General features: G+C 48.3%; 27 protein-coding genes and 1 pseudogene. 14 read left to right on the top strand and 14 right to left on the bottom strand.

The features are described 5' to 3' along the window. Nucleotides 1–1822: 1822 nt before the first annotated feature. From AC6I8R_RS26040 to AC6I8R_RS26020, 5 genes are all read right to left on the bottom strand, one after another. Nucleotides 1823–2056 carry a plasmid partition protein ParG gene (locus tag AC6I8R_RS26040; protein WP_497833290.1) on the bottom strand — a complete coding sequence of 78 codons (234 nt, stop codon included), beginning with the start codon at nucleotides 2054–2056 and terminating at the stop codon, nucleotides 1823–1825. Between the two features lie 104 nt (nucleotides 2057–2160). Further along, nucleotides 2161–2781: a ParA family partition ATPase gene (gene parA, locus AC6I8R_RS26035; RefSeq protein WP_021186249.1), complete on the bottom strand. Its 621-nt coding sequence runs from the start codon at nucleotides 2779–2781 to the stop codon at nucleotides 2161–2163. A 406-nt stretch (nucleotides 2782–3187) separates the two neighbouring features. Then, complete coding sequence (gene araC, locus AC6I8R_RS26030) at nucleotides 3188–4069, bottom strand: arabinose operon transcriptional regulator AraC (protein WP_497833289.1); 882 nt, start codon at nucleotides 4067–4069, stop codon at nucleotides 3188–3190. An 84-nt stretch (nucleotides 4070–4153) separates the two neighbouring features. Continuing rightward, nucleotides 4154–5575, bottom strand: coding sequence for an MFS transporter (locus AC6I8R_RS26025; protein WP_021186247.1), 1422 nt, complete (start codon nucleotides 5573–5575; stop codon nucleotides 4154–4156). After that, a complete protein-coding gene (locus AC6I8R_RS26020) occupies nucleotides 5575–7611 on the bottom strand; it encodes a beta-galactosidase (RefSeq protein ID WP_497833288.1) in 2037 nt (678 codons plus the stop codon). The genes AC6I8R_RS26025 and AC6I8R_RS26020 overlap by 1 nt, the downstream gene beginning before the upstream one ends. A 294-nt stretch (nucleotides 7612–7905) precedes the next feature. Between AC6I8R_RS26020 and AC6I8R_RS26015 the strand changes: the two genes are divergently transcribed. The 3 genes from AC6I8R_RS26015 (at nucleotide 7906) to AC6I8R_RS26005 (ending at nucleotide 9904) form a co-directional block, all read left to right on the top strand. Then, on the top strand, nucleotides 7906–8445 hold the full coding sequence (locus tag AC6I8R_RS26015; protein WP_497833287.1) for a GNAT family N-acetyltransferase: 540 nt from the start codon (nucleotides 7906–7908) through the stop codon (nucleotides 8443–8445). Nucleotides 8446–8936: 491 nt separating this feature from the next. Continuing rightward, nucleotides 8937–9284, top strand: coding sequence for an HNH nuclease YajD (gene yajD / locus AC6I8R_RS26010; RefSeq protein WP_036627905.1), 348 nt, complete (start codon nucleotides 8937–8939; stop codon nucleotides 9282–9284). Nucleotides 9285–9436: 152 nt separating this feature from the next. Beyond that, nucleotides 9437–9904 carry a GNAT family N-acetyltransferase gene (locus AC6I8R_RS26005; RefSeq protein WP_497833300.1) on the top strand — a complete coding sequence of 156 codons (468 nt, stop codon included), beginning with the start codon at nucleotides 9437–9439 and terminating at the stop codon, nucleotides 9902–9904. A 75-nt stretch (nucleotides 9905–9979) separates the two neighbouring features. On the opposite strand, the gene AC6I8R_RS26000 is transcribed toward AC6I8R_RS26005, so the two are convergent. Continuing rightward, entirely contained in the window at nucleotides 9980–10378 is a 399-nt protein-coding gene (locus tag AC6I8R_RS26000) for a VOC family protein (RefSeq protein WP_497833286.1), read from the bottom strand. Nucleotides 10379–10468: 90 nt separating this feature from the next. On the opposite strand from AC6I8R_RS26000, the gene AC6I8R_RS25995 reads away from it, so the two are divergent. After that, on the top strand, nucleotides 10469–11164 hold the full coding sequence (locus AC6I8R_RS25995; protein WP_497833285.1) for a helix-turn-helix transcriptional regulator: 696 nt from the start codon (nucleotides 10469–10471) through the stop codon (nucleotides 11162–11164). A 31-nt stretch (nucleotides 11165–11195) separates the two neighbouring features. Next, nucleotides 11196–11807: a hypothetical protein gene (locus tag AC6I8R_RS25990; protein WP_497833284.1), complete on the top strand. Its 612-nt coding sequence runs from the start codon at nucleotides 11196–11198 to the stop codon at nucleotides 11805–11807. Nucleotides 11808–12019: 212 nt separating this feature from the next. Here AC6I8R_RS25990 and AC6I8R_RS25985 read toward each other — a convergent pair whose 3' ends face one another. After that, the gene (locus AC6I8R_RS25985; protein WP_497833283.1) at nucleotides 12020–13027 is read right to left on the bottom strand and encodes a hypothetical protein; all 1008 of its coding nucleotides are present in this window, start codon (nucleotides 13025–13027) and stop codon (nucleotides 12020–12022) included. A 353-nt stretch (nucleotides 13028–13380) separates the two neighbouring features. Here AC6I8R_RS25985 and AC6I8R_RS25980 point away from each other — a divergent pair, with 353 nt between their 5' ends. From AC6I8R_RS25980 to AC6I8R_RS25960, 5 genes and pseudogenes are all read left to right on the top strand, one after another. Next, nucleotides 13381–13884 carry a DUF2569 family protein gene (locus tag AC6I8R_RS25980; protein WP_497833282.1) on the top strand — a complete coding sequence of 168 codons (504 nt, stop codon included), beginning with the start codon at nucleotides 13381–13383 and terminating at the stop codon, nucleotides 13882–13884. Nucleotides 13885–14060: 176 nt separating this feature from the next. After that, entirely contained in the window at nucleotides 14061–14549 is a 489-nt protein-coding gene (locus AC6I8R_RS25975) for a thioredoxin domain-containing protein (protein ID WP_497833281.1), read from the top strand. 125 nt (nucleotides 14550–14674) lie between these two features. Then, a complete protein-coding gene (locus tag AC6I8R_RS25970) occupies nucleotides 14675–15007 on the top strand; it encodes a hypothetical protein (RefSeq protein ID WP_208727029.1) in 333 nt (110 codons plus the stop codon). A gap of 299 nt (nucleotides 15008–15306) precedes the next feature. Further along, nucleotides 15307–15510, top strand: a pseudogene (locus tag AC6I8R_RS25965) (alpha/beta fold hydrolase); the annotation flags it as partial. Nucleotides 15511–15557: 47 nt separating this feature from the next. Then, the gene (locus tag AC6I8R_RS25960) at nucleotides 15558–15974 is read left to right on the top strand and encodes a MarR family winged helix-turn-helix transcriptional regulator (protein ID WP_497833280.1); all 417 of its coding nucleotides are present in this window, start codon (nucleotides 15558–15560) and stop codon (nucleotides 15972–15974) included. On the opposite strand, the gene AC6I8R_RS25955 is transcribed toward AC6I8R_RS25960, so the two are convergent. From AC6I8R_RS25955 to AC6I8R_RS25940, 4 genes are all read right to left on the bottom strand, one after another. After that, the gene (locus AC6I8R_RS25955; RefSeq protein ID WP_497831435.1) at nucleotides 15971–16381 is read right to left on the bottom strand and encodes an ester cyclase; all 411 of its coding nucleotides are present in this window, start codon (nucleotides 16379–16381) and stop codon (nucleotides 15971–15973) included. The two genes, AC6I8R_RS25960 and AC6I8R_RS25955, sit on opposite strands and share 4 nt — an antisense overlap. 312 nt (nucleotides 16382–16693) lie before the next feature. Beyond that, on the bottom strand, nucleotides 16694–17083 hold the full coding sequence (locus AC6I8R_RS25950; protein WP_497833279.1) for a DUF1360 domain-containing protein: 390 nt from the start codon (nucleotides 17081–17083) through the stop codon (nucleotides 16694–16696). 146 nt (nucleotides 17084–17229) lie between these two features. Further along, entirely contained in the window at nucleotides 17230–17652 is a 423-nt protein-coding gene (locus tag AC6I8R_RS25945) for an Rrf2 family transcriptional regulator (RefSeq protein ID WP_497833278.1), read from the bottom strand. Between the two features lie 104 nt (nucleotides 17653–17756). Continuing rightward, nucleotides 17757–18437 carry an O-methyltransferase gene (locus AC6I8R_RS25940; protein WP_497833277.1) on the bottom strand — a complete coding sequence of 227 codons (681 nt, stop codon included), beginning with the start codon at nucleotides 18435–18437 and terminating at the stop codon, nucleotides 17757–17759. 142 nt (nucleotides 18438–18579) lie between these two features. Between AC6I8R_RS25940 and AC6I8R_RS25935 the strand changes: the two genes are divergently transcribed. Beyond that, nucleotides 18580–19281 (top strand): NADPH-dependent F420 reductase, encoded by a 702-nt coding sequence (locus AC6I8R_RS25935; RefSeq protein ID WP_497833276.1) that lies wholly within the window; start codon nucleotides 18580–18582, stop codon nucleotides 19279–19281. 209 nt (nucleotides 19282–19490) lie between these two features. Beyond that, nucleotides 19491–19841 carry a hypothetical protein gene (locus tag AC6I8R_RS25930; protein ID WP_497833275.1) on the top strand — a complete coding sequence of 117 codons (351 nt, stop codon included), beginning with the start codon at nucleotides 19491–19493 and terminating at the stop codon, nucleotides 19839–19841. A 3-nt stretch (nucleotides 19842–19844) separates the two neighbouring features. Here AC6I8R_RS25930 and AC6I8R_RS25925 read toward each other — a convergent pair whose 3' ends face one another. From AC6I8R_RS25925 to AC6I8R_RS25915, 3 genes are read right to left on the bottom strand one after another with little or no spacing between them, the layout of a single operon-like run. Further along, complete coding sequence (locus AC6I8R_RS25925; protein WP_497833274.1) at nucleotides 19845–21425, bottom strand: hypothetical protein; 1581 nt, start codon at nucleotides 21423–21425, stop codon at nucleotides 19845–19847. Further along, nucleotides 21422–22228, bottom strand: coding sequence for a nucleotidyltransferase domain-containing protein (locus AC6I8R_RS25920; protein WP_497833273.1), 807 nt, complete (start codon nucleotides 22226–22228; stop codon nucleotides 21422–21424). The genes AC6I8R_RS25925 and AC6I8R_RS25920 overlap by 4 nt, the downstream gene beginning before the upstream one ends. 11 nt (nucleotides 22229–22239) lie before the next feature. Next, nucleotides 22240–23463, bottom strand: a complete 1224-nt coding sequence (locus AC6I8R_RS25915; protein WP_497833272.1) for an RtcB family protein — start codon at nucleotides 23461–23463, stop codon at nucleotides 22240–22242. A gap of 186 nt (nucleotides 23464–23649) precedes the next feature. Here AC6I8R_RS25915 and rtcR point away from each other — a divergent pair, with 186 nt between their 5' ends. Next, on the top strand, nucleotides 23650–25218 hold the full coding sequence (rtcR, locus tag AC6I8R_RS25910; RefSeq protein WP_497833271.1) for an RNA repair transcriptional activator RtcR: 1569 nt from the start codon (nucleotides 23650–23652) through the stop codon (nucleotides 25216–25218). An 81-nt stretch (nucleotides 25219–25299) separates the two neighbouring features. After that, nucleotides 25300–26199, top strand: a complete 900-nt coding sequence (locus AC6I8R_RS25905; RefSeq protein ID WP_021186225.1) for a DapH/DapD/GlmU-related protein — start codon at nucleotides 25300–25302, stop codon at nucleotides 26197–26199. The last annotated feature ends 72 nt before the right edge of the window (nucleotides 26200–26271 follow it).

Below are 26271 nucleotides of genomic sequence, written 5' to 3'. Positions count from 1 at the left end.
GTCTGACAAGGGTTTCAGGGGGTATGGGATCTGTTTAGGATCTAACTGGGATCATATTAGGATCGAATAATTGGATCTGTCCTGTGGATAATGAGGAAAAAGCGTCTCTGCACTGGCATGCATTTGTGTTCTGTCTGGCGGCCAGTTCATCGAAAATTATCTGCTGGTTCAATGATGGGATGATCTATCCGCTTTGGCCATACAACATCGAAAGTACATCTCATCAGACTCAACAGCAACATCACTAATGACCACTGTAGTGAGTGTCTGACTACTATAGAGAGTAATGGAAAACTGATTCTCATCTGCGATTCAAACCACCAACAGCAGCAGAGCACTCCAATCCCTACCCGTTCTCGCCATTCCCCGTTAATGAAGACCACTGTAGTGAGTAAAGTTACTCTCTATAGTAGTCATATGATTCTCGGTTTTGATCTGACAACTCTGGACTTGATCGAATGGTTTTCAGGTACTGAGTGAACACCTTTCCCTGTCTGATGAGATCAGCACAGGATGATGATGTAGTACGCATTCATTTTCACCATACATATCCACTGGACTCACCGCAGTTCACAACCTTACCACTACGCTGGATGAATCTCTTCGCCTTCACCTGGTAGAACTTAGGTTGCCGAATCTTAGACGCTGACATCACCAGGTCAGTATGGAATTAACGACCGCGTGTTTGAATGACTTTCTATGGCAGTGCAACCATCAATTCGCGTTCTGTTGTCATGTGCTGCCACACTTAACGTGTTTCTTCTGGTTACTCTTCCCGTATTTATGCTTTCACTACACGAATTTCCCTCAGTTCATCGCAATGAAGCCTTAGTCACATGTTTGATTACCACAGCTCTGAGCTGCACTACACTCTTTCGCACAGAGACGTACTTTCCGCTAGCCACGAATCAATTTTATAAATTGAGGTTACTGCTGATTCTGCTGTTGACCAGCTACCCCCCTCCCCCTGGCTCTCATCCTCAGAAAAGCAGGATGATTGTTTCAGGTTCATCTTTTATGGGTCCCAATTGATGTCATGGTTGAGTAAAAACACAAATGAGTAAATGTGTATTCTATTTTCAGATAATGAACAACAAGTTACTTCCTGTGATGTAAAATTCGGTTCACACTCAACTACTCAACTACTCAACTACTCAACTACTCAACTACTCAACTACTCAACTACTCAACTACTCATTTGAGTATGACTATTCAATCTAACCTCGTAACGCTGCTGTGATCATTTTGTATTCCACCTTTGTGATGAGACATCACTGGACACACATATGTATGGTGGATAAATGGTTGCAGTGTGAAAATTGGGGAATATCATGAGTAAGTGAGTAAGTGAGGTTTTGTGTAAATACTTATCGCAATGAAAGCCCGACACTACTATTTCGAGCTGATTTTGCATCCACGCGATAGCAAAAGGTTTGATGAAGGGGACGTATTGCATGTGAGATACAAGAAAATCCATGTCCACACACGCGGAAATCAGAGAGCTGCGGAGAGTATTAGTAGACTATCAGCGAATCTGGGTGAAAAGAACTACCTTGTAGGAATAGCCTCATTTGAGTAAATCAACATAAGCTCATGTGAGTAAATACTCATTTGTTTAATTGAGTAAAAGCTTATCAGGCAGACGCTACGATTAGCCAGTTGGACCGAGCATACACATGGAAACTCACTTACTCAAATGAGTATTTATTCATTTGAGCATTAACTCATTTACATATATGAGCATTGTGGCAGTCTCAAAAGCTCAAAAGCTCAAAAGCTCAAAAGCTCAAAAGCTCAAAAGCTCAAAAGCTCAAAAGCTCATTTACTCATTATCACTAAGCCATTGATCTACCAGATCATTAATAACAACAGTAATGTTCGTGCCGCGCTTTGCACAAGCCGCTTTGAAGCGAGCATGTTTGGCTTCGTCGAAGTTAACGTTTACCCGCTTTTGTTTATCTGAGCCTGGTTGTACTGGCGCAGAGACAATCTTACTCAGGTCACGGTGTTCACCAAAGGTCATCGTTGATGATGAATGCTTCTTTTGCAGTGCCATAATCGTCATCCTTCTGAATGAGTATTTGTGTAAAAGTCATTTTACTTAAATGAGTATATACCCATATGAGTATAGGTGTGTATGAGTATTAACTCATTTAGTGATTACTCGAAAAATGCTTCTATCTCTCTGGTAAGGATTTGGATTTCACCTTTTGCTGCGCCATCAGATGTCTCAAACACACTGTCCCCATCGAGCACAGATTTGACGTAACTCTGTCGTTGGTTGATCGCTGTCTTGAGGGCCTTAATGCCGGTTTGGGCAATGCTGTCTTTAAGGACGCTGAGCATTTTCGCTTGCTCAATCTTACGCGTAATCAGGAAACGAGCTTCAACCGGGCGGTTATAAGCCTGCGCTTCAAGTACAGTAACAACTGAACCTGACGCGGAAAAATCCAGTGGACTAGGCGTCACAGGAATAATTATCAGGTCACTGACCATCACTGCCGCAGAAGTAATGACAGAAAGAGAACCCGCACCATCAATAATGACGTAGTCATACTCACTCAGTTCTTTACGTACCTGGTAGACATCTTTTTCGGAAGAGGCGGTGTAGACATCAAACCGGGCTTTTTCATTCCTGTTCCAGTTAGTCAGACTCATCTGTGGGTCAGTATCGACTACCGCAACTCTTTTACCACTGGCTGCAAGGCAACTGCTGACGTTAATGGTAACAGTGGTTTTTCCAGAGCCACCTTTTGGGTTCAGGAAAGAAATAATCTTCATGCGCAAATCCTCAAAGTTTCATATGAGTAATGACTCTTATGAAGTAAAACACATATGAGTTAATGTGTAAATACGTTTAGTATCATATGAGTAAATGAGTATTTGTGTATTATAGGTCCGTGCCATTGGTAAAGTTGACAACATTCTTCAGAAACGGAATGAGGTTAACTTATTGAATTTATGTTATTTATAATGGAGTGGCGTAGGGCGGTTTCTGACGGATACGTCAATGATTCATACAACAGCGCCTATGGTGTGTGTCTCAACCTGTACATTCAAAAGAAAAGAGGGGAGGGGACTTTACCAAAACTCAGAGGCTCCAATAAATGAGTACATGTCATTGAATCAAGAAATCGCCCCCGGAAAGTGACACGCAAGAAGCGGGATGGCGCGCGATTCGCCAGGACTAGAAGAGTGGTATGCGCTCAAATTTCTTACGATACTCGCGCGGACTGAGGTGCCGATGCTGGCTGAAGATACGAGAAAAATAGAGTGGATCTTCATAACCGACCGCGCGGGCAATCTGTGTGATCGAAAGCTGCGTCTGTTGCAACAAATCACAGGCACGAGAGATGCGCTGATTTTCACGCCAGCCAAAGATAGTATTCCCCATTTCCTTTCGGAAGATATGAGTCAGTCGGGAAGAGGAGAGGAACGTCATCCGAGCCAAATCTTCGATTCGAACATCTTCCGCCAGATGCTCATTCAGGTAATGGCATACCGTCTGAATGCGGGGATCACGATTATGGTGGTTACTGGCAGGCTGACGCTGGAATAACTCCAGGATAATGCGTTCCAGTGTGTTCATTGCCATTGCTTCAGAAAGAGGTTCTGATGCAGCATTCCAGCGAATCACGTCCTTGAACTGGTTCGTTACCTGCTGGCTGTCAGCCGAACGGGTGAGTTGCATACGGCCAATATTCCCTTCCGTACGATCCCAGTGCAGCCAGTCAATCCAGTAAGGGCGTGGGATGAAATAAATCCATAAATGATCCCAGGCAGGGCTTTCCTTAGCCCGACCATAATGGTGAAGAACGCCCGGCGGGAATAACAACATCTCATCGGCGACGCAATGAAACTCACCCTCGGCATGGCGAATAACACCTGCACCTTTAAGTGTCAGGTTGAGCATGTATCCTTTCATGCCTTCGGGACGGTGAATGAAAAAGTCGAGCCGGCTGCCGGGACTTATCGGTGTAAACCCAGACACCATAAATGCGTTAAAGGTGAAACGCTTCATCAGGGGAGAGAAGTTCACCATTTCTGTATCGCTCAGCTCAGCCATCATCACCCGTCCGATCATTAAATTGCGGGAAGTATAACGGCAACGCCTGCCGCAGACTGGCGCTGCCTGCCAGATTTGCGGCGAAGCTCACTCCTGACTTTGTAATCTATCCCTTGCTGGTGAAACCGCCGGTCCATCAACCTGTTGGTAACGACCAGCAGATAAGTCATGTGCAACCGTTTCGTAAAAATCATCCAGCTTATAAAACCACAGCAAGACAAGATTGATGGCAGCCAGCAACAGGGGAAAGAAGATGAACAAAAACTCGATAGTCTGGATGACAGTTGCCGACTGAGCAGTTGTACCGCCACTGACAAAACCAGCGGCACCCAATATCCATCCTACGCTGGCAGTACCAAGCCCCATCCCCAGCGTCTGCCCCAGTGTACCCGCGCTAAACAGGATTCCTTCTATACGTAAGCCGGTGCGCCATTCTCCGTAATCGATGGTATCGGCCAGTAACGCAAACATGGTAGCGCCAATGCCACAGAAGCCAATGCTACGAATGGCCGTGGATATGATGACAAAAAGCGCGTCCTGTTTGTTGAATAACGGAATCAGGTAGGCCACGCAACAGATCAGCAATCCAAGAACGGCCAGACGTCGCTTGCCCAGTTTTTTTAGCAGAACCGGAATAATCATCAGGGTGAGCAGGCCCGGTATGTACTGCGCCATGCTGATATAAGCAATCAGTGAGACGTCGGACAAAATATACTTCGAGTAATACACCCCCACGGCGGAGAGCGCCGTCAGGCTGGTGAAGGTAATCAGCAGATAGAAGAAAATAATTATCCAGTAGCGATTCGCCATCATTGAATGCATGACCTGCCGCGCGTTGATCCGCTTACTGTTATCCCGACTTACAGGCTCCACGCGCTCACGCGTACCCAGTGCCGTCAACAGCAGGAAAAACGCCGTGAAAAAACCCAGAATAGCGAACACGATTATCCAGGATGTTTTTCCATTACCGAAGAACGCAACCAGTGGCAGGGTGAAAACGCCCACCGTCAGAGAACCACAGGTCGAAAGCCCCTTACGGAACACACTGAGAATGCCGCGCTGATAGTTGTCGCGCGTGATTAACGCCAGCAGTGACCCGTAAGCGATGTTGTTTGCGGTGAAGAAAATATTGGCCATCAGGTAGGTTATACAAACCCAGGTGACTTTCAGGCCATAGCTAACGTCCGGGACCGTTGCCATTAAAAATGCTGACAGGCCAAAGGGGATGGCGGTCCAGAGCACCCACGGACGAGCTTTTCCCATCTTCGAACGCGTTTTATCAATCCGGATACCAACAAAAATACAGATGATGCCATCCAGTACGCGAGCAAAGAACATCAACGAACCAATCAGCAGGGCAGGCATACCCACTACGTCGGTGTAGAAAAACGCCAGGAAAGTGACCATCAGCGTGTAAGTCAGGTTTGTGCCATAGTCGCCGACACCGAAAGCCAACCGTTCGCGAATGCCAATACGCTGCAAATCTTCATGAGCAGTAGGTTGTGCCATCACAGGTTCTCCAGTTCAATAATTGCCACACCCCAGTCAGCCAGGGTCAACGTATTGCCCTGCTGATAGCGTCTGTCACTCAGCAACTCCCGACCTCTGCTGAAGGTTAAAGTAATGTCCTGTGGCTCACTGGAATAGTTGAAATAAAACAGCATCGTATTGCCAGCAGGGTTGATGGTGCGTTTTACAATCAGCGGAAAACGCAACGGGTCAGCTCCGGTGCGCAGTTCGATCCTGTGCTGTAAGTGTGTCAGTACGCTTTCCAGCACAGCCTCGCTGGTATGGCAGCCGATATAGGTTGCCGTACCTGAACCGTGGCGCTTATGCACAATGGCGGCGTATTTGTTCCAGTAGGGGTGTTGATAGCGTGCCCAGATTTCGGTATCCGCACTCTCGACTTCCAGTAACTCCATCCAGTGACTGACCGCAGCGGATGCAGGCGGGATATCCAGTATGTCTGAATGCAGGGTGACATCGTGTGGTTCGACAAACAACTGGTAGCTGGCCCCCAATGTTTCACGAATGATTGCTGGCTGGCGCTCATGCCGTACCTTGAGATGTTTATTGGCAAAGCCGGATTTGAACGAATAGAGAATATGACCACCGTCAGCGACGAATTGATTTAACCGATGCAGTGAGTCATCAGCAGCGGCATAGAGCAGGGGAGCGATCAGCAGCTCATATCGGGACAGGCGGGGGTCATCGACGGTCAGAATATCGACTTCAATATTTTGTCGATAGAGGGTGTCATAGTAGCTGCGAATCAGGTCGTTATATTGATGCTCTTTATGACGTCCGAACTGATGCCCCTGCCATGGATGCCAGTCCACGGCGGTAAGTGAGTCATTACTTACCAGCAATGCCACCCGGTTTTGCTTTTTCAGCCCGGCAAGCTGCGGAGACAGACGTGCCAGTGCCAGTCCAACTTCTCTGGCCTCGTCATATACGGGATTAGGTTCCAGGTCATGACTGAGCAATCCTTTCCAGTAGGTCTCACAAGCGTTGTGCAACGAATGCCAGTGCCAGTATCCGACCATGGCTGCACCCGAGGCGATGTGGCTGAAAGCCTGTTGTCGCAATTGCCCAGGATAAGGTGTCCAGTTTTTGAATGCCTGAGCCTGAGTCTCGAGCACCAGATAGTTTTTGTCCTTGGTGGTGCGCGCAATATCCCCGCAGAAAGCAATTTCTGCTCCGGTAAGCTGATGCTGGCTGGGGTGATAAACATCCACACCGGTGATATCAAGAGCTGATGATGCGGAAAAGTGATCGACCTCGCCCCGCACACCAAAGGACCAGGTCCGCCATTCGAAATCAAAGTTGTGCGTAATGAACTGGTCTGCCAGTCGATATTCACTGACCAACCTTGCCTGCCAGGCGAGAAAGTCGGTGACCAGACTGCGCTGATATTGTTGAAAGGCAGCACCCAGACTGGCATTGATGGTGCTTTCCAGCGGCGGGAAATCCTCCCAGGCATCGATACGGTTGCTCCAGTAATTCAGGCCATACTCCGCATTGAGTTTTTCCAGATCACCGCCGAAACGTTGCTTCAGATGCTCGACAAAATCACGCTGCACATGTGCACCGCAGGTGTCGTAGTACTTGGTTTCGTTGTCTATCTGATATCCGATCACCGCAGGATGGTGCGCTGTTGCGGTGAGCAGTGCGCGAATGATGCGTTCGGCGTAGCGCAGGTAGATTGGGCTGGTGATGTCCATTTTCTGGCGATGACCGTATTTATTCACGCCCTGCGGAGTCGTCGCCATCACGGAAGGGTGCTTTTTAGCAAGCCAGGCAGGAATGGCGTAAGTGGGGGTGCCGATAATGACGGCAATCTGGTTTGCGTGCATGCGTTCCAGTACGGTCAGTACAGCGGAGAAATCGAACTCCCCATCCCGGCGCTCATAACTGCTCCAGGTGCTTTCAGCAATGCGTACTACGTTGATCCCTGCCGCTTTCATCAGACGGATGTCTTCATCCAGTCGTTCCACCGGCATATATTCGCGGTAATAGGCGACACCGTATAACAGCTTATCCATTGCACTTCCCTCATCTCAGTACCGATAGGGCGGTACGTTATCTGAAGGAATCCGGTGAAAGATAAAGTATGTCGCTGCCAACATAGAGAAACTCGCTTCCGCGTCAGTCTTATGATTGACATCACATAACACTGAATCTGAAACAAAAAAACTCAGGTTTTATCCGGGAGTGATCAACAGTCTGATGTGATGATGTAATAGGTCAAGAAACAGTATGATAAATCCTTGCTGTAAGGTTTTAATCTGATAGTCATTACTCATCGATAGAATGACAAAAATAAAAAGGAGTATTTTATGTCATCAGAAACTGACCGTTTGTCTCTGCGGCCAATAGGGCAAAGGGATGTTGAGGATCTCTTTCGCATTTACGGAGACCCGGCGACTAACACCTTCAATCCAGCAGGCCCTTATCCTGACAGGGAATATGCGGAATCTGTTCTGGCTCGATGGTTAACGCATTGGACAGACTATGGATTTGGGATGTGGGCGATAACCGAGAAGCAATATCCTCAAAGAATCATAGGGTTTGGTGGCCTGAGTATTCGGAGATATGCTGATATTTCTGTCAACAATCTGGGTTATCGCTTCGAAACCGCCGCGTGGGGTAAAGGTTATGCGACGGAGTTTGCGCGCTTTACCCTAAAACATGGTTTTACTGAGCTTAACCTGGCTGAAATAGCCGCTATTGTCAGGCCCCACCATGTTGTATCTCAAAATGTACTCAAAAAATCAGGTCTCAAGTTTGTCAGGGACATTTATGATGTTGAAAACGCACCACCGAGTCTCCTGTTTGCTCTAAGCCGTCAAGCATGGCAAATGAGTAAAATTGAATAACCGGGCGACCGACAATGTAAAAAATATCACGATGCAGCGCTAACTCCTGTCATGGCTCTGTACTAAGGGTGATACTTCCCTGTCTGCTGATTAATAATTAACCCCCATTTGCTCACGAGGCTGCCCATCTGGCCAGCACGCTTTTATACACAGGCTATTGAGCGGGATATGCACTTTGATTGTGGATAACTTGGTGGTGAGAGAAGTGCAACGAACAGACTGCTTCGGTGTTGTGCCTGCACTTCGCGTCGCCATCTCAAGAGATAATCATCATAAATCTCTGGAATTTAAACTACCGTGATTCGCGCCAGTCATTTGATCGGTCTTTGCAGCAGCTGTTTTTATGCTTCGCTGACTGACACGCGAAAAGCCAAAGCAATAAAAACAACCGTTGCGAGTCTCAGGGTGTGAAGCGTACTACAACAACCTGCCGCCCTCTGTTCCATGATAGAATTTATAAAATTTTATCTTTACAGCCGGAGGCATTAGCAATGGCCCTGATCCCGAAGAACTACGCGCGGCTCGAAAGCGGTTACCGTGAGAAAGCATTAAAAATCTATCCTTGGGTGTGTGGACGATGCTCGCGGGAGTTTGTTTATTCAAACCTACGCGAATTAACGGTTCACCATATCGATCACGACCACACCAATAACCCAGAGGATGGCAGCAACTGGGAGTTGTTGTGTCTGTATTGCCATGACCACGAACATTCAAAGTACACCGAAGCTGACCTTTACGGCACAAGCGTTGTGGCGGGGGAGGATGCCCAAAAGGATGTTGGCGCTGCAACCTACAATCCCTTTGCCGATTTAAAGTCGATGCTTAACAAGAAGAAATAGAACCCGTCACGTCCGCTTCTGTCATGATGCTGTCTGTGACAACACCTCCGGGCAGCTGTGCGCAAAAGCGGGCCAGAGTATCGATGCCTGCCCTGGGTGCATTGCTTGAATCAAAAGAAAAAATTCTCTCTGACCATTGGACAGGTATAAAAATGAGCATTTCAGCGATTTATGAATGGCGAGAAAAGAATTATCTGGTAAGTACAGACAGCGAAAAGCTAGACATACCGGCTGTACACAATTACCTGACGAGATCCTCATGGGCTAAAGGAATCGATGTTGAAACCGTTACTGCTTCAACCAAGAACAGCCTGAACTTTGGTATTTATCACAATGAAGCCCAAATAGGCTTTGCTCGTCTGATAACGGATTATGCGACCTTCGCTTACCTCTGCGATGTGTACGTATTAGAGGAATATCAGGGAGATGGGCTTGGAAGATGGCTTATGGAGTGTATTCATCGCCACCCGGTTTTTGAGAAACTTCGCCGGATCATGTTGTTCACAACAACCGCGCCTTGGCTCTATGAAAAGTTTGGCTATGAACCCGTCAATAAAGAAAACTATGCGTGGACCATTACCCGACCTGATATTTACCTTCGTGGCAAAAATAGCCGCTGACGACCAATCATATTCAGTGAAATGAAGCGGTCAGCATTCAGGGCCGCGTAGCCCTGAATAGAAACGGGCATGTCGTCATCGTTGAAAGCGATTGATGGCAGCTGGTGTCATCGGGGTAAAAAGTGATACCAGCGTTCCTTCAGGATCGCGAATTTGCAGGGTTCTGTTTCCCCAGGGCATATTTTTAGGTGGATGGACAAACTCCAGACCATATTCCTTCAATCTCATAAACTCCTTATCAATATCCCTGACCATAAATTCAAGAATGGCGGATTGGTTGCAGGCTGGCCGGGCGCAATCTTCTTTGAACAACGCGACTGTTTCCACGCTCCCTATCGCGATAACGGCCACCGGAGTGATGATTTCAGCGAACACCGGGGCATGCCATTCAGCCTGATAACCCGTAACTACTTCATAGAAATTAACAACTTCTTTGATGTCTTGTACGATAAGACGTATTGATACTAATTTCACGGTTGATCCCTCCTGGCTGCAAGAAGTACAGCCTCCGGGAGCATCATCGTTCAGGTCTGCTGACAACGTGGTGGCAACAGGGACAAAAAAATGCGGCGTGCAGATCGGCTTTTTCAGATCATCCAGATACTTCGACGGACAAAACTTCCGGTAACCGCCGCCAGGCTTGCAGAGGAACTTGAGGTTTCTAAACGCACCATTTATCGGGATATGGCGGATTTGGCAGGTCAACGTGTACCGGTCGAAGGAGAGGCTGGCACGGGATACAGGCTCAGTGAATATTACGATCTCCCCCCGTTAATGTTCACCGCAGAGGAACTTGAAGCAGTTTGTCTTGGCGTTCAGTTGGTGCAACGATTACCAGATGCCACCCTTGCCAACAATGCAAACGATGTCTTGTCGAAGATAGCATCAGTAATCCCCGGAAAGATGATGCAGTTTCTACATCATTCTGCGGTGGCGGTTAAACCGGAGGAAACTGGCGCGAATAAAACCGACACGCGCCAAATCCGGGCCGCCATTCGCGATAGTAAAAAACTGCTGCTTGAGTACCGCTCGGCTGAAGGAAAGGTCTCTAAAAGGGTCGTCTGGCCGGTTGTGCTTGGATATGATCTTACTCATTGCCTTCTGATTGCCTGGTGTGAAAATAAAAAGGATTTTCGACATTTTCGTACCGACCGATTAATCAGTGTGGTTAGGCTGGATGAATACGCAGGCATGGATAGAACGGTTCTCAGGGCTCGATGGGAACAATGGCGTGAAGCAGAGTTATTACGATTCAAGTAGTACCGATATTGCGGAATAAAGGGATTTCAGCATGTTAAAGACGGGATTTGTTACACGTAAAGCGCTGGCTGAATGGCGAGATGTTCCTTTTTACCTGCCTGAATTCCAGTTTCATGAAAAACATCTGGTTGTCATTCATACTTCCGTCCCGGAAAAAATCCTGTCGGCAGTGGCAGAATTTGATATTCGGCAGGATAGAGTGATTCGGGCATTAATGTCGGTACGACAGTTTCCGCAAAAGCTCCGATCTCATCCGCCTGATGAAGCCTTTAACAGCTTTGGGCTGCACAGTTTTACCCCTTTAGTCAGCTCCGCATCTGAGCTGTGCTTTGGCTTAAGGGGGCAATTTTGGCGGGCAGATTTCGGCCTGGAACTGGTGCCGGATGCCAGTGCTTATCAGCAGGCAGTCGAACCGGGTAGCGCAAAGCTGCTGCTGCGTTATCGGGTAAGGCAGCTTATGGCAGGCCAGCATGAGCTTTGTACAGAAACGTTCATCTACTGTCCGGACCTGGCCACGCAGTGCAGAATGGCTGCTTACTGGCTGGCAATGCGTGCAGGAAGTGGTTGGATCCGCAAGAGGACATTAATGGCCGTAAAAGCAAAGGTCGAAAATTCTGAGACTACTCCAGGCGTTAATAAGTAAAGGCTATTACCCGGGAGATAGACATAGCACCTTACCGCCGTATCGGGCTGGCTTTCAGAAACAGAAACACAATCTCTCGGGCGGTGAAACAGTTTACTGAATATCTCGGTTACCGAACCACATAACTGTTTCAACACGGCGCTTGCCGGACGGCAGAATGAAATGGTCTGGCACAACGCATGAACGCGCCTGGCATGGAGCGAGACAGAGTATTATCCCTGCTTTTCTAAATCGGCTAATGCATACTTACCTCGCTCGGCGACGGAGGGCGATCTGTCGGATGCCAATATCTTTGCCAATTTGCATGCCTCCTCGCCAAGATTTTTTGACTCCCTGATTAGCATTTCACCGGCGATGCGTCGAACCATTGGAGAACGATCAGCTGCTGCCATTTTTAAGTTTTCAAGAAAAGGCCTGGTTGGGGAAATCTTGCGTTCATTCAAAACCGGAGTGAGGCGTTGTATTCCATATACTTTGTCTATCCACTGCCATGCCATGCCTTCAACCCAAACAATTTTCCCTTCAAACTGGCAACGATATGCTTTTGCTCGCAGGGAGGGTTGAACTGATAACTCAGCAATTTCGCCCAGAAAAGAGTCTAACGCTTCGGTACGTCCTGCCTGAGAGAATATGGTAGCAACAGGTCCTGACGGGGATGTTATCAGCCGTTTTTTCAGTGATTCGGCTATTTTCTCCAATGTCACCATTTTCATCAGAATATCTTTTTCTGTACTCCCCATTCTTCCCCATGAATCCCAATAGGGAAATGTAATGAATAAGACATCTATGATGATTTCCGGATCTGTTAACTCAGCGATTAACAGCAACCTGTCACATGCCGCAGCCCTTACCTGAGGAACCCAGTCATTTAGCCGTCGTATTGCCAACGCGAACACGAAACTGTTTGGTGCGCCGCCTGTTAATGTCCGTAATGCTCTCTCCCGTTTGAAACCATCAGCATTGCATACATCCAGCCAGGAAAGAGAACCAAATTGCTGGTTTTTTGCATCGCCATTTTGCTTTGCAGATGCTTGTGCCGATGCGTAAATTGTCCAGCGGATAAGACGCTCCCACGCATCTAATTTTTTTAGCGGAAGTTTTGACGTTGCGGCAATAAATGCGGTGATGTCGGGTCTGATTCTCTGATAAAAGCTATTAAAACTTAATGATTTTTTTATAGAAGAAATAACTTCCTGTTGAAGACTGTCCTCAAGTGACATGAGATAACTCCCTCTATAAACATTTATGATAGCTTTTATTTATCAATAATGTTGTGTTAACACAAGGATGAATTTCATTAATCCACATGCTATTTGCCAACATACGAGCTTCACCCAAGGTACTGGAACATAATCGGCAAGAGGAGCGAAAAATTTAGCACAATGCGTTGCCAGAAGGTGACGAGTATCTGAGCGCCTTCGGCAAGATGATTACCGACACTGTGAATATTCACCTTAACTCAAATTTATTCTGATATTATCATTGTTGCATGCATTACTTTCGATGCGGTTGCGCCAACGACACTGATCGCATAATATAATAATAACGATATAAATATTTCTAAGGTCCATATATGGAATGGGGATGCACAAAGTGTGGGGTGGAAATACCTCAGGACAGAGAGTTTTGCGATGAATGTGAAGAAAAGCATTTCAGGAAAATTGGCGGATTTCTGTTTTTACCCCTCATAGGATTGATCGTTACTGCTGCTTCTTATCTGTTTGTAATGACAGATGCGTTTAAATTCTTGACAGAAAATTATGCGCAATTGAATGCAAATGCAAAAATATTCTTCATACTCTCCATTGCTATTTATATCGGGGAGTTCTTGTTCTCAGTCACCGTTCTTTCGTTTTTTTTAAAGAAGAAAAAGCTGCTACCAAAGCTTTTCATTTTCTTTTTGATATCAGTCGTGGCGACGATGTCACTGAATGTCTATATGCTTTACCGGTTAATCCCCAGCGCTAAAATTGGATATAATGAGCTTGTTCCTGTTTTTAGAAATGTGATAACGGCTCTTATCTGGATTCCATACTTCATCACATCAGTTCGTGTAAAAAGAACTTTTACCCGTTAGGAAGCCACATTGACGGTTTCCTGTTGCTGATTAGTAAACATACAGTGCCCCTCAATAATCAAAACGGAGCGGCACAATGCAATTCAGGCGCCTGAAGTGACTGGTGCTCACGGGTGGTTAAAGTTAGATGATTTTTTGCCGATGTAACATGAATATCTGTTCACGGAAGAAGGCCCATGAGAATTTTTCTAACAGCATTGATTCTATTCGCTATCGTTCCATTATCGTATGGCCAGGAGAATCTCCAGTATGAAAACATTAAGCCATATGTGATTGGCTTTCTTGAAAAGGTAGCAAGCTCCTCGGAAAGTTGCTCTTTATTCAAAGATCTTGTTGCAAAAGACATTTCAAATGAACGAAATAAGAAAATGATGTTAGGTTTTTGCGATAGTGATATTGATTTCTCTAAGCCAATATCATTCTCTCAGATAAGCACTCATCGCTTTGAGGGTGCGGATTATGTGTGCGGAATCATTTCTGGTCGAACAAAAATCAACCGAAAAATAGGTGTCAGGTTTATCTCCTCAGAGCCTTATCACCTGATATTGAACGTTAAATACTCACGTCGCCCCATTGCATACACAATTGATGATAGGTTCCTGGTTGATGAGTATCGCTTGCAGATTAGGTCATTTAATGAGATGAACGAAAAATATTGTCAGTGAATGGTAATTATGAAATTCTTAGATTTGCTGATGAAGTTTAAAATGGGAACATTTCCCGCTGAGGATGTCGGTTTAAATCTCGGTTGTGTTTTTTATTCAATCATATGAATTTCTGTGGGGAAAGTATGAGCGTATCTATTTATTATTCAGCTAAAAGAAATTCACCCATTACAACGGCTGAAAATGTTAGTCTCTTGGCCATAGCAGACATGTTTAATCAAGGTTTTCCTTATAAAAATGAAGGTGAAACGCTATCATTTTACCGGAAGCCATCAGAAGAATACATACTTGAGGGGGCAACCAAACTTCCTTATTGTGATGAAACGATAATAGTTGAGTCGGTTATTTACTGGCTGAAAGCTCTTACTCATTTAACATCTGCATTACCAACGGCAGTTTGGGAAGTACAAATTGATGATTGCCCTGCTTCATGGGTAGATGATCATTGGGAAATGTAAGTGGGGAATCCCAAATTACATGTGACTTCATGTCCGAACAGTTATGCGAGGTGATGTTCCAGCGCTTCGACAAACATTTTCACCTTTAAGGGAACAAGCCGGGAAGTTGGATATACGGCCCAGATACTTAACGGCTCCGGCCTGGCATCTTCAAGTACTACTTCCTGGATCACGCCTGCCTCAATAAAGGGTTAGACGTATTCAGTTTCGCGTGACTGCACTTGATCTTCGTGGTTCCTGATCTCCTGGAGGCACTAATCCCGGGGCGTAAACACATCTGTTTGCGTCATTTATTCATAATTGCCTGCCCGGTGATGTCATTGTGGGGAGCAGATTTTCATGCGGTCGGAAAACTGTTCGACATGGCAAGTGTCTGGTCTGAAATGGCCGATGACGTGCAGGCCATCGCCATGGAACAGTGTGGGCATTTGCCCCAGGAGGAGCATCCTGAAAAAGTGAATCAACTGCTGATGAATTTCTTAAGCAGCTGGCGCTCCGTCTGACGGTATCTTGTATACTGTGGCGCTTTCATGTTGCAGGAACCGTCACTTTGTCAAACGAAACTCAAATGCTGGCTGATGAATTACGCCACGTTGTCAGCGCTTTCGTGCGCCATGTACGCGTGGCAACGGCTACTGTTCGCACTTCGCAGCATGAAACGCTGGAGTTGCTCAATACGCATAAGGAACTTTCCATTGCAGACCTTGCGCGTCTGCGTGGCGTAAAACATCAAAGCATGCGGTTGGTGATCAATGAACTGGAACAGCAAGGTTTGATCGAGCGGCAAAAAAGCCCGAAGGATGCGCGTGCGCAGCTGATTGTCTTGAGTGAAAGTGCATGCCTGTTGCTGGCATCTGCCCGCAGGCAACGTAGCGAGTGGATAGCTGCACAGATCGCCAACAAGCTCGATGAGGCCGGGCGTGCCGACCTGCAAAAAGGGCTGGCTGCTTTGCATAAGTTGCTTTAAATCTGCCTGAGTTGGCTCACTACCTGTATTAGTGTATTCAATCCCCAATGCTCAACGTATTTGCCCTCTTCAATACGCACCATATCAATCACGGTGATAGTCACGTTTTGGCCTGTAGCCGGAACACCCAATAGCTCCCCCTGGTGCACGCCCGTCAGGGTTTTCCGTGTCGTGACCCAGTCACGTTCCGCAATTTGATCTTCAATGTTGACCTGCAAGTCAGCCAGCGCTGGCCGGAGTATCAACTCAAAGGTGCGCCAAAGGCTTTCGCGATCATTAGCTGCGCCAGAGGGAGCAGAACGGTTAATGAAATTCTCAGCCACCAACTCGTCAAAACTCTGGCGATTTCCTTCGACAATCACCTGTTGATTGAAGCGTTGTACGACGATTTTGTTCTGTTCTGACATCGGTGCTCCTTAAATATGTACAGTTAGACTGTATATATTTAAGGGGATATTGTGGGATTGGGATAGGTAAGTTGTGCGGTGAGCAGCCCGGAAAGTCAGAAGGGGCCCATGTGGGCACTCTCACATCAGTGGATATGTACTCACTCGAGCAAGGCCCACGAAGGACCCGTTTTGCAGGCCTTAAATGACGCTCTCGACCATTATTAAAATGTTTCATCCGCGATTAGAGAAAATGATGAGAGGCGATGGCAGGGAAGGTTAATTACAGGTGGGTTAGATTCACACTGGATGAACATAACCCACCAGGGCTTTCTATTTGTTGTTGCTCATTGTTTCTTTAAGTTCTTTTTCCTTCATCTTCTTTGCCATTGCATTAATAAAGCTGCGAAACATCAGTCCATTAGTAAAAGTTGTCAGTGTGATGGTGAAAAAAGTACTAATAACCAGATCGATAAAAATATTACCGCTACGGATAATGACCGGACGATAAATGATCACGCCAGCCAGTACGACCCAGTGGCTCATACAATAAAAACAATGAAACAAATAGCCGGTCATATGACCAATTTTATTGGCCAGGTTTCGCACCGGCACAAAGAGTTCTGTCTGGGTGATGGTAAAAGAGATGCTGGCGGCAGCAAAGCTGAGGACGATGCATGTCCACAATGACTGGATCGCGGATAATTCAATAACCTGTTGCACAGAGGCTCCTGTGATTTGCCTAACTCATGTAACAACAAAAGATACGATAACTTTTGTGCAAGATCAACACCACGATTCTGTGGTCATAAAAATTAAAGCACTTATGGCTACATCGTTATGACAGGGACTGTGAGCAGTTAAATGGGTTAGATATTGTTTTCTTTGAACTTATTACACAAATGACTGAGGGTGATTTCGCTTAAACGTTCCATTAACAATGACTCAGCCTGTTTTAACGCAACATCTAATTCATCATTAACGGTATTTTCTATCAGGCAGTGAGGATTATCCCTGTTGATGCCAAGGTTGTAGAGATGGGTTATTCCCACCGCTTTGTAGATATCCCGCAAAGTCACCTGGGTAGGGTCACAACTTAATGACCAGCCACCATTGTGTCCTTTTTCGGAGCGGACATAACCGGCTTCACGTAAACCTGCCATCGTTCTGCGTACCAGCGCGGCATTGGTGTCCAGCATCTCAGCCAGTTGTTGGGAGGTGTAGATTCCTGAATCACAGGCCAGATGAACCAGTACGTGTAAAACTCGCGATAATCGTGTGTCGCTTCTCAAGTGCCCTCCCGCCTACCAGGATATTCAGTATCGTGTTGGATCATAACGTAATACATCATGATACTGAACTCCAGGAAGCGGGATGCTACTGAGATGAAACGTTATTAAGTATTAACCAGCGCCATGACAAAGCCATCCCATCCTTTCTCACCGACAGTCTGAATTGCCGTTGCTTCCAGTCGGTCGTCTTCTGCGATCATCTGTATAAAGTCTCTCAATCCTTGCACGTTCGGGTCATGATTCTCGGGATCAATGACCCCTCCGCCGCGTACCACATTATCCCCGACGATAACTGTTCCTTGCCGCGACAGTTTTATTGCCCATGCGAGATAACGAGGGTTATTCACTTTATCCGCATCGATAAAAATAAGGTCAAATGGCGGGCTAAGCCCAGGTAATACCTCAAGGGCCGCTCCGGTAAGAAGCTCGACGCGTGCTGTCAGCCCGGCATTAGCGATGTTTTGGCGCGCAACGTCGGCATGATGCGGATTAAATTCTATGGTCGTCACGATCCCGTTATGCGGTAACGCTTTCGCCATCCAAATCGTGCTGTAGCCGCCAAGTGTACCAATTTCAAGAACGCGAACAGCACGAGTCATTTTGACCAGAAGCGCCAGCATCTTGCCCTGCAAGGCGGATACATCGATAGCGGGTAAGCCATGATTTGCGTTATTCGTGAGGGTATGTTTCAGGTCTGGTTGCTCAGAAACAAGCTTTTCAGCCAACCAGGTATCGACTTGTGACCATTTTGCGGCGTCGCTGGAAGGATAATCAGGGGTTCGCATAGTCGGTCTTATCTCCTTGAAGGGTTTTTTATCAGAAGTGTAGTCGCCGTTGGGAGGTTGCTCATCTACACCAATCCTGTCTTTCTCAGCTACTCTTTGTGACTTGAGTCACAAAAATGCATTGGGTAACAGGAGAAAAACCATGTTGAACATCGCGAAAGCATTTTGCCTGTCTTGCTGTTTTATTTTGTGTGCCAGCGCCAGCGTGATGGCAGAAACTCTGCCACGTATCGGCATTATCGGTGCCGGATCGATGGGTGGGACGCTTGGGCGGTTGTGGGTTAAGGCGGGCTACCCGGTCTTTTTTTCTTCCCGGCACCCGCAGGAATTGCAGCCTTTAATCGCCTCTCTCGGGCCGCTGGCAAAGGGGGGTACACCCCAGCAGGCCGCTGAATTCGGAGAGGTGGTTGTGATGGCAGTCCCTTACGGTGCGCTGCCCGCTCTGGGAAAAAACCTGGCGGAAGCGCTGAAGGACAAAGTGGTGCTGGACGTTGCCAACCCCTATCCGCAAAGAGACGGTGATGTTGCCACCCAGGCATTACAGGTTGGGAGTGGTGTCTACAGTGCCCGTCTGTTTCCACAGGCACGCGTTGTCCGCGGATTTAATTCAATCGCCGCATCCAGCCTCGCATCCAATGCACATCGTACAGGCGACGCTCTGGCCGTGCCTCTGGCAGGGGATGACAGGAAGGCACTGGATACCGTGATACAATTAACCAAAGCTGCTGGTTTTGCCCCTGTAGTGGTGGGCGATTTGAGCAAAGCCACGCTGTTTCAGCCTGGGAGTGATTTGTTTTTACAAACGATGACGGCGGATGAGTTAAAACAGGCAATTAGCCGCTAATCGGAGCCACGCATAATTCTGAATCACTGAAGAAATGCTTGCTGGCGTTCAATGAAATGTTCATCTTTTTGACAGAGAGGATGAGCTGACATGAAGACAGTGAGTCAAACCTCACGATTTGTGTTTCCACTCTTGGTGCTTCTACGGCATAATCCGCCCCCGCCGAGTCAGTGGTCCCCCCAGGGCCTTGACGTCACTGAGGTTTATGTATGACAGATATTCAGCAGCTGATACTTGCTGCCAGGCCCCTGATCCCTTTCAGACGCATCCATGACGCACAGGAATTTCTGAGCTTGTGGCCGCTTGAGGATCAATTTGCGCTTATCAGTGCGCTTTGCATTGGGCGTGATCACATGGGTGCCAACGTTATTCGGGCTGGCTATGTTTCTGATGATCAGTCATTCGATCGCTTTCTGCACATCGGCAGCACCGGGATCTGGCTGATTCCTCCAGCAGATTTTGCCGGTATGCTGTGTGAAGCAGGCGCATCGCTGGAGGAGTGGTTTACGACTTTTGAACATTGCGCCACGGTGTCTGGTTACGATCTGAGCGAGTTCTGAGCCTTAATCTACCGCTAAAAGAGCCCACAGCCGAGCTTGTACCTCTTCATGCGGTTCCCGTTCTGCGCATTCCGTCAGGTAATCACGATGCTCCGACTGTACTGGCGCTGGCCATGCTTCCAGAGCGTTAAGCGCCATCTGACGGTTTCTGATCACCGGGCTTTGTAGTGCGGCCTCCAGTAAAGGCCATCCCATTGACGGGAAGCGCTTCAACTCCTGGACGACAGCGTCAAGTTTAGAATGCATCTTCCAGTTTGGACCCACACCGCTGCTGAGAGCAGGACCCGAGGCGATCGCCGGCAGGTCAAACTGAGCCTGTGCCAGGGTACACACCTGCTGTGCCTGAGCAGCATCCTCGGTCTGCATCAGTTGATACCAGTTATCTTCTGCTGAATCCTTATACTGGCGCTCAAAGAGGGAAGGCCACGGATCCTGTTTGCGCTCCCGGCTGACCTGAATTGCCAGGTAATAGACATAACCTTCGCCGCTGGCGAGGATCTGAGGGATAAGGTCGTCCCACAGCGACATCGCCTGCACCTGCTTACTCTTTTCAGCCAGGTGTTGTGCAGTGGCAGGGGAGAGCGATGTTTCACTCTCTACCCATGTTCCAATATGCCGGGCAGTTAAAAAATGCAGTGGGTGAGAGGGCTTACAAGCCAACACCTTCTCCAGATAGCGCTGACAGCTCAGGGGCGCATCATCGTAAACCGAGATGCCCGGAACCGGACCTTCTATGAGCATGGCATAAAGCATCTCAGCGGCACCCATCAGCAACGCGTCGTCATGTTCTGTTTCGAGTGCAGCCAGCAACCCACCGCGTACTGCGCAGTTAACGGCGGTGTATTCATTCATCACGGAGTTGGAGAACCCCTCGCGCAGTACCCAGCGGCGAAGTTCATCATCCATTTGTTCCGGCATGCGCTCCATCAAATGGATACGCCCCCAGCCAGTGACGCGCTGCGCCATGCCATACCACACAGGTGCATATTCTTCCGGTTCCAGCATCGCTCGCAACGCGACCACCGCGTAAAGCGTGAATTCATCATGACGAGCCAGTACCTGAAGAATCTCCACGGTGCGTTGCTGTGGGAAGTACGCCATCAGTGCCATAGCAAACTTCACCACATTACGATCCGGACTGGCGGTGGCGAGCCAGACCACCAGCTTACAGAGCGCTTCTGCGCGCAGGTTTTGAGACTGCGGAATCGCGCTCAGCAGCTCGTCAATGTAGTGCACGGGCGAGCCCTGATGAATCAGTTGATAGAGCGCCTGTATGGCCTTCGTGTCAGGCTTTTTCTGCACCTGATGCAGGGCAGACAGAATCTCCGTTGCATCCGGGCCGTCATTACCCACGCCAAAGTGATAAATCATGGTGCCTTCCAGCGCACCTGGTGCCCAGCAAATCTCATCGGAATCACTCATCGGCTGGTTGGCAAGCACCCCGGCGTCAGCAGGCAGCGGTTCGGCCTGCGCATAGCTTTCAGCCAGACAAGCGTAGATCGACGGTTGCTGATCGTCCCAAACAACAGGGAAGGTCATTTCCGTGTTTTTACCCAATAAACGCTCAAACCAGCTTTTCATCATTCGTTTTCCACATTCATGACGGTTTCAAACAACAACCGGTCCAGCAGCGCATCAGCAGACTTATCATGTGCAGCGGGCAGGAGGATTTCGTCGCGAGTCAGCTCCGCTTCGATAAACGCATGTAGCACTTCACGGCGCGAACCATACTGTGCCTCGCCTGAACGCTGTTTTATGGTCAGCAGTTCTTCGATGTCGCGCAATAATTGGGTGTCGGATACCGTTCCACGCACCAGTTGATCGAAACGCATCGGTGGCGCACCGTTTCTTTCCTCTATCCAACGCACAGCCAGTAGCGGGCGTAGCACGTAAAAATATTTCTTCAGTCTCACCTCTTCCTCCTGCAAATACTGGCGGAAGTTTTTGGCTGCCATCGTCTTGTAGTGCCAGCGAGCACGATCCGCCGAAAAAAAACGGCCACTCAGGGTGTTAAGGCGTGTCATGACGTTGCTTTCCTGCCGATAAACGACGGGTGAGTCCAGCCAGTCGATCAGTGTCGGGTTAGCCCGTTTCAGCAGCCCCAGTGCTTTGCGCCACTCCCAGCCGCAGACATCCAGCTCGTCATCGATGGGTTTTTCGATGACATCACGCGAGGCTTCCACCCGCAAATACCACTCAGGCTTGTGTACATAGAGAAAACGCACGTCATAATCGCTGTCTGGCGAGGCAAATCCCCAGCCCCGACTGCCAGACTCGCAGGCAAACAGCACGCGTACGTCGTGTTCCGCCTCGATTTCCTTCAGCACGCCACGGACGCGTTCACGCATGGCCTCATCAACGCCATGCAGTCCGGTTTTTATCTCCATTGTGTTCTCCTTTATCCTTTAACGCAGATGACCTGGCGCAGCGTATGCACGATTTCCACCAGCGACGATTGCGCGGCCATCACGGCATCTATGTCTTTGTAGGCCATCGGTGTTTCATCAATCACGTTAGTGTCCTTGCGACATTCCACATGGGCGGTCGCACGGATATGGTCATCGATGGTGAAACGATTTTTGGCTGCGGTACGGCTCATGGTGCGGCCCGCACCGTGGCTGCACGAGCAGAAACTTTCTTCATTGCCGAGCCCGCGCACGATAAAGCTTCTGGCACCCATCGAACCCGGGATGATGCCCATTTGTCCCTTCTGTGCCGATACGGCCCCCTTACGCGTCACCAGAATCTGCTCACCAAAATGCTGCTCCTGTTGTACGTAGTTGTGGTGGCAGTTGACGGCTTCCTGATGGGTAGCAAATGGCTTGGTAATACAGGCCGCCAAGGCTGCTAACACGCGATTCATCATCACTTCCCGGTTGTGATGCGCGTAATCCTGCGCCCAGCTCACCCCCGCAAGATAATCGTCATAATGCTGGCTGCCTTCGCTGAAGTAAGCGAGATCCCGGTCCGGGAGATTAGCCAGATGCTGCTGCATATCTTGTTGAGCCAGTTTGATAAACAGCGTGCCGATGGCGTTGCCTACACCACGCGAACCACTGTGCAGCATCACCCATACGCGTTCACTCTGGTCAAGACAGATCTCGATGAAGTGATTACCCGTCCCCAGCGTCCCCAGGTGCTGGTGGTTATTGGTTTTCAGGAGCTGTGGATACTTGTCCGTGAGCCTTCTGAAACGCGGTGCAAGTTGCGCCCAATGGGCGTTTACGTCATCGGGAGTATCCTGCCAGGCACCTTTATCACGCTTACCCCGCCCGGTGATCCGACCATGCGGCACAGCCTGTTCGATGGCATTGCGCAGTCCTTGCAGGTTATCCGGCAAATCGCCCGCCATCAGCGAAGTGCGTACGGCGATCATGCCGCAGCCAATATCCACGCCTACTGCCGCCGGAATGATGGCGCCGCGTGTCGGAATGACGCTACCAATCGTCGAACCCTTACCCAGATGTACATCGGGCATTACCGCCATATGTTTAAAAATAAATGGCATGCTGGCCGTTTTCAGCAGTTGCATTTTCGCTTCTGGCTCGACAGGTACGCCCTGCGTCCACATTTTTATCGGTGCGCCTGCGGTGGGGTGAATAATGTCAAATTGAGGTTTCATGCTTGTTCTCTTTTTTGTTTGCGTCGTTTTGTTATTGCGAACGGCGTGCCAAAACAAAGCATATCGATAAAAAATTAATAAACATCTGATAAATAACATTAAAAAATAAACCCTCGACACGAGGGATAGTCACAAGGTCTGTAATTATTTATATTTAAAAATAGAATTTATCTTACAGGATAAGAAATGAAGCGCAGGGTGGTGATTGGTGTTTTGGGGACTCAGCTGGACAGACGGGGTAAGCGTCAGAATCGCTGGACGAAATGGCGTCCCAGCGTTGCGCTGTGCCAGCATGAAGATTTGCCGATTGATCGGTTTGAGCTACTTCATCAACCGCGCAATCGCGGCATGGCCGATCAGCTTGCGGAGGATATCGCGCAGATATCACCCCAGACGCAGGTGGTTCCTCACGCCGTCAGTCTGAATGATCCCTGGGACTTCGAAGAGGTCTATAGCGCATTTCTGGATTTCGTCAGCCGTTATCCTTTCGATACAGAAAATGAAGAGTATCTGGTGCACATCACTACAGGGACGCACGTCGCGCAGATCTGCTGGTTTTTGCTGACAGAAGCCCGTTATCTGCCCGCCACTCTTCTTCAGACCGGGCCGGGGCCGCAGGATGAAACCACACCAAAAGGGATCTATTCGATTATCGATCTGGATCTCAGCCGCTACGCCACCCTAACCAGTCGCTTCCAGCGCGAGCAGGCAAATTCGGTATCTTTCCTGAAATCTGGCATTGAAACACGTAACCCCACCTTTAACGCATTGATTGAGCAAATTGAACGTGTTGCGCAGCGTTCGGATGCCCCCATGCTGCTGACTGGCCCCACCGGTGCCGGTAAGTCGTTTCTTGCTGAGCGAATTTATCAACTGCGCCAGTCACGCCATCAGGTAAAAGGAAAGTTTGTGGCGGTTAACTGCGCCACACTCCGTGGTGATAATGCCATGTCGACGTTGTTTGGCCATGTTAAAGGGGCCTTTACCGGTGCGCTGACTGCCCGCAGTGGGTTACTCCGCGAAGCAGATGGCGGCATTCTTTTTCTGGATGAGATAGCTGAACTGGGACTGGATGAGCAGGCCATGCTGCTGCGTGCCATCGAAGAGAAAAGTTTCTTTCCTTTCGGTGCCGACCGTGAAGTCAGCAGTGATTTTCAGCTCATTGCGGGTACGCACAGGGATATGCCGCGCTGGGTGAGTGAGGGACGTTTCAGGGAGGACTTATACGCACGTATCAACATGTGGACGTTCCGCTTACCCGGACTGGCAGAACGGCGCGAAGATATTGAACCTAACGTTGAATATGAACTGCACCGTTACGGGCGTCAGCATCAACAACAGGTGCGCTTTGATAAGGAAGCGCGTGAACGTTATCTGCATTTCGCTTATTCCGCCAAGGCCAGCTGGAGAGGGAATTTTCGTGAGCTGGGGGCCAGTGTTGCGCGCATGGCGACACTGGCTGAGAACGGACGCATTAATCTTGCGCTGGTGGACGAAGAGATTACCCGGCTGTTGGGGGCATGGCAGACAGAGCAGGGCGGAACCACAGAGTTTCCGCTCAATCAGGAAATCGATATTTTCGACCAAAAGCAGCTTGAGGCGGTGATTGATGTTTGTCGCACTTCGGCATCGTTGTCGGATGCCGGACGCAGGCTGTTTGCCGTATCACGACAACAAAAAAAACAACCCAACGATGCGGATCGTTTGCGTAAATATCTGCTGCGCTTCGATCTGAAGTGGGAGGATGTGCATTAGGGAATTTGTCACACCATAAGCTGGTAAACAAAAAGGTTTTGATATACAAGAAAGGGACGATAATCCGACCTGAGCGTGGATATGGATCATAGAATTAAACGCGGTGGTAATCGATACGTTGATATACAGACTAATAAAACGATTGACTCCTACTATCCCTCGGGGGAATTTCACAATCGCTCATGTCTTGCTGTGAAACATAAAATCATACGATGTGAGTGGTTTGAAATCGAGAGTGATATTTCAAATGGCATTACTTCTACGGAAGATGCTTACCTCCGTCTACACTTATTATCTTTACGAGAATACAAACCAAATGAGATAAATCTGGAAGGGCTATTTCAGCATCTTCCTAACATTGCCTGGACGTCTGCGGGGCCGGTATTCCCGGAATCTGTGCCATATCTGAGACACCTTGTTGCCGATGACTACCATCAACTCACGGTTTTCAGTGTTGATAAATTCCCTCGTATGGTTGACTACGTCATTCCTTCCGGAATTCGTATTGCAGATGCCGACAGGGTCAGGCTCGGAGCTTTCATATCCCCAGGAACTACAGTGATGCATGAAGGGTTTATTAATTTCAATGCAGGCACGTTAGGGCAATGTATGGTCGAAGGTCGCATAACACCCGGAGTCACGGTAGAAGATGGTAGTGATGTTGGAGCGGGGGCGTCAATTATGGGTACGCTGTCCGGCGGCGGTAAACAGACAAACCAGATCGGTAAAGGCTCGTTGCTCGGGGCGAATGCGGGAATCGGTATTTCTCTTGGTGATTCCTGTATTGTAGAGGCTGGACTGTACGTTACCTCCGGTACAAAAGTAACGCTACCTGACGGAACGGTAAGCTATGCACGAGACTTATCAGGAAAAAACAATTTGTTATTCCGACGGAACAGTCTCACTGGCACCGTAGAAGTACTATCAACGGATAGCACGGTCTGGGGTGGAGTTAATGCCATACTTCATAAAAACAATTGATGAGGAAAAGACTTCTTGAATACCAGACACTCTTACATTTGGCGTAATGTCTATTAACACCTTATAGCTGCC

The organism is Pantoea sp. X-Soil-OKNW-713 (assembly GCF_059730685.1).
Note: the sequence above shows the minus strand (reverse complement) of the source record. Positions and strands in the feature narration are given on the sequence as shown.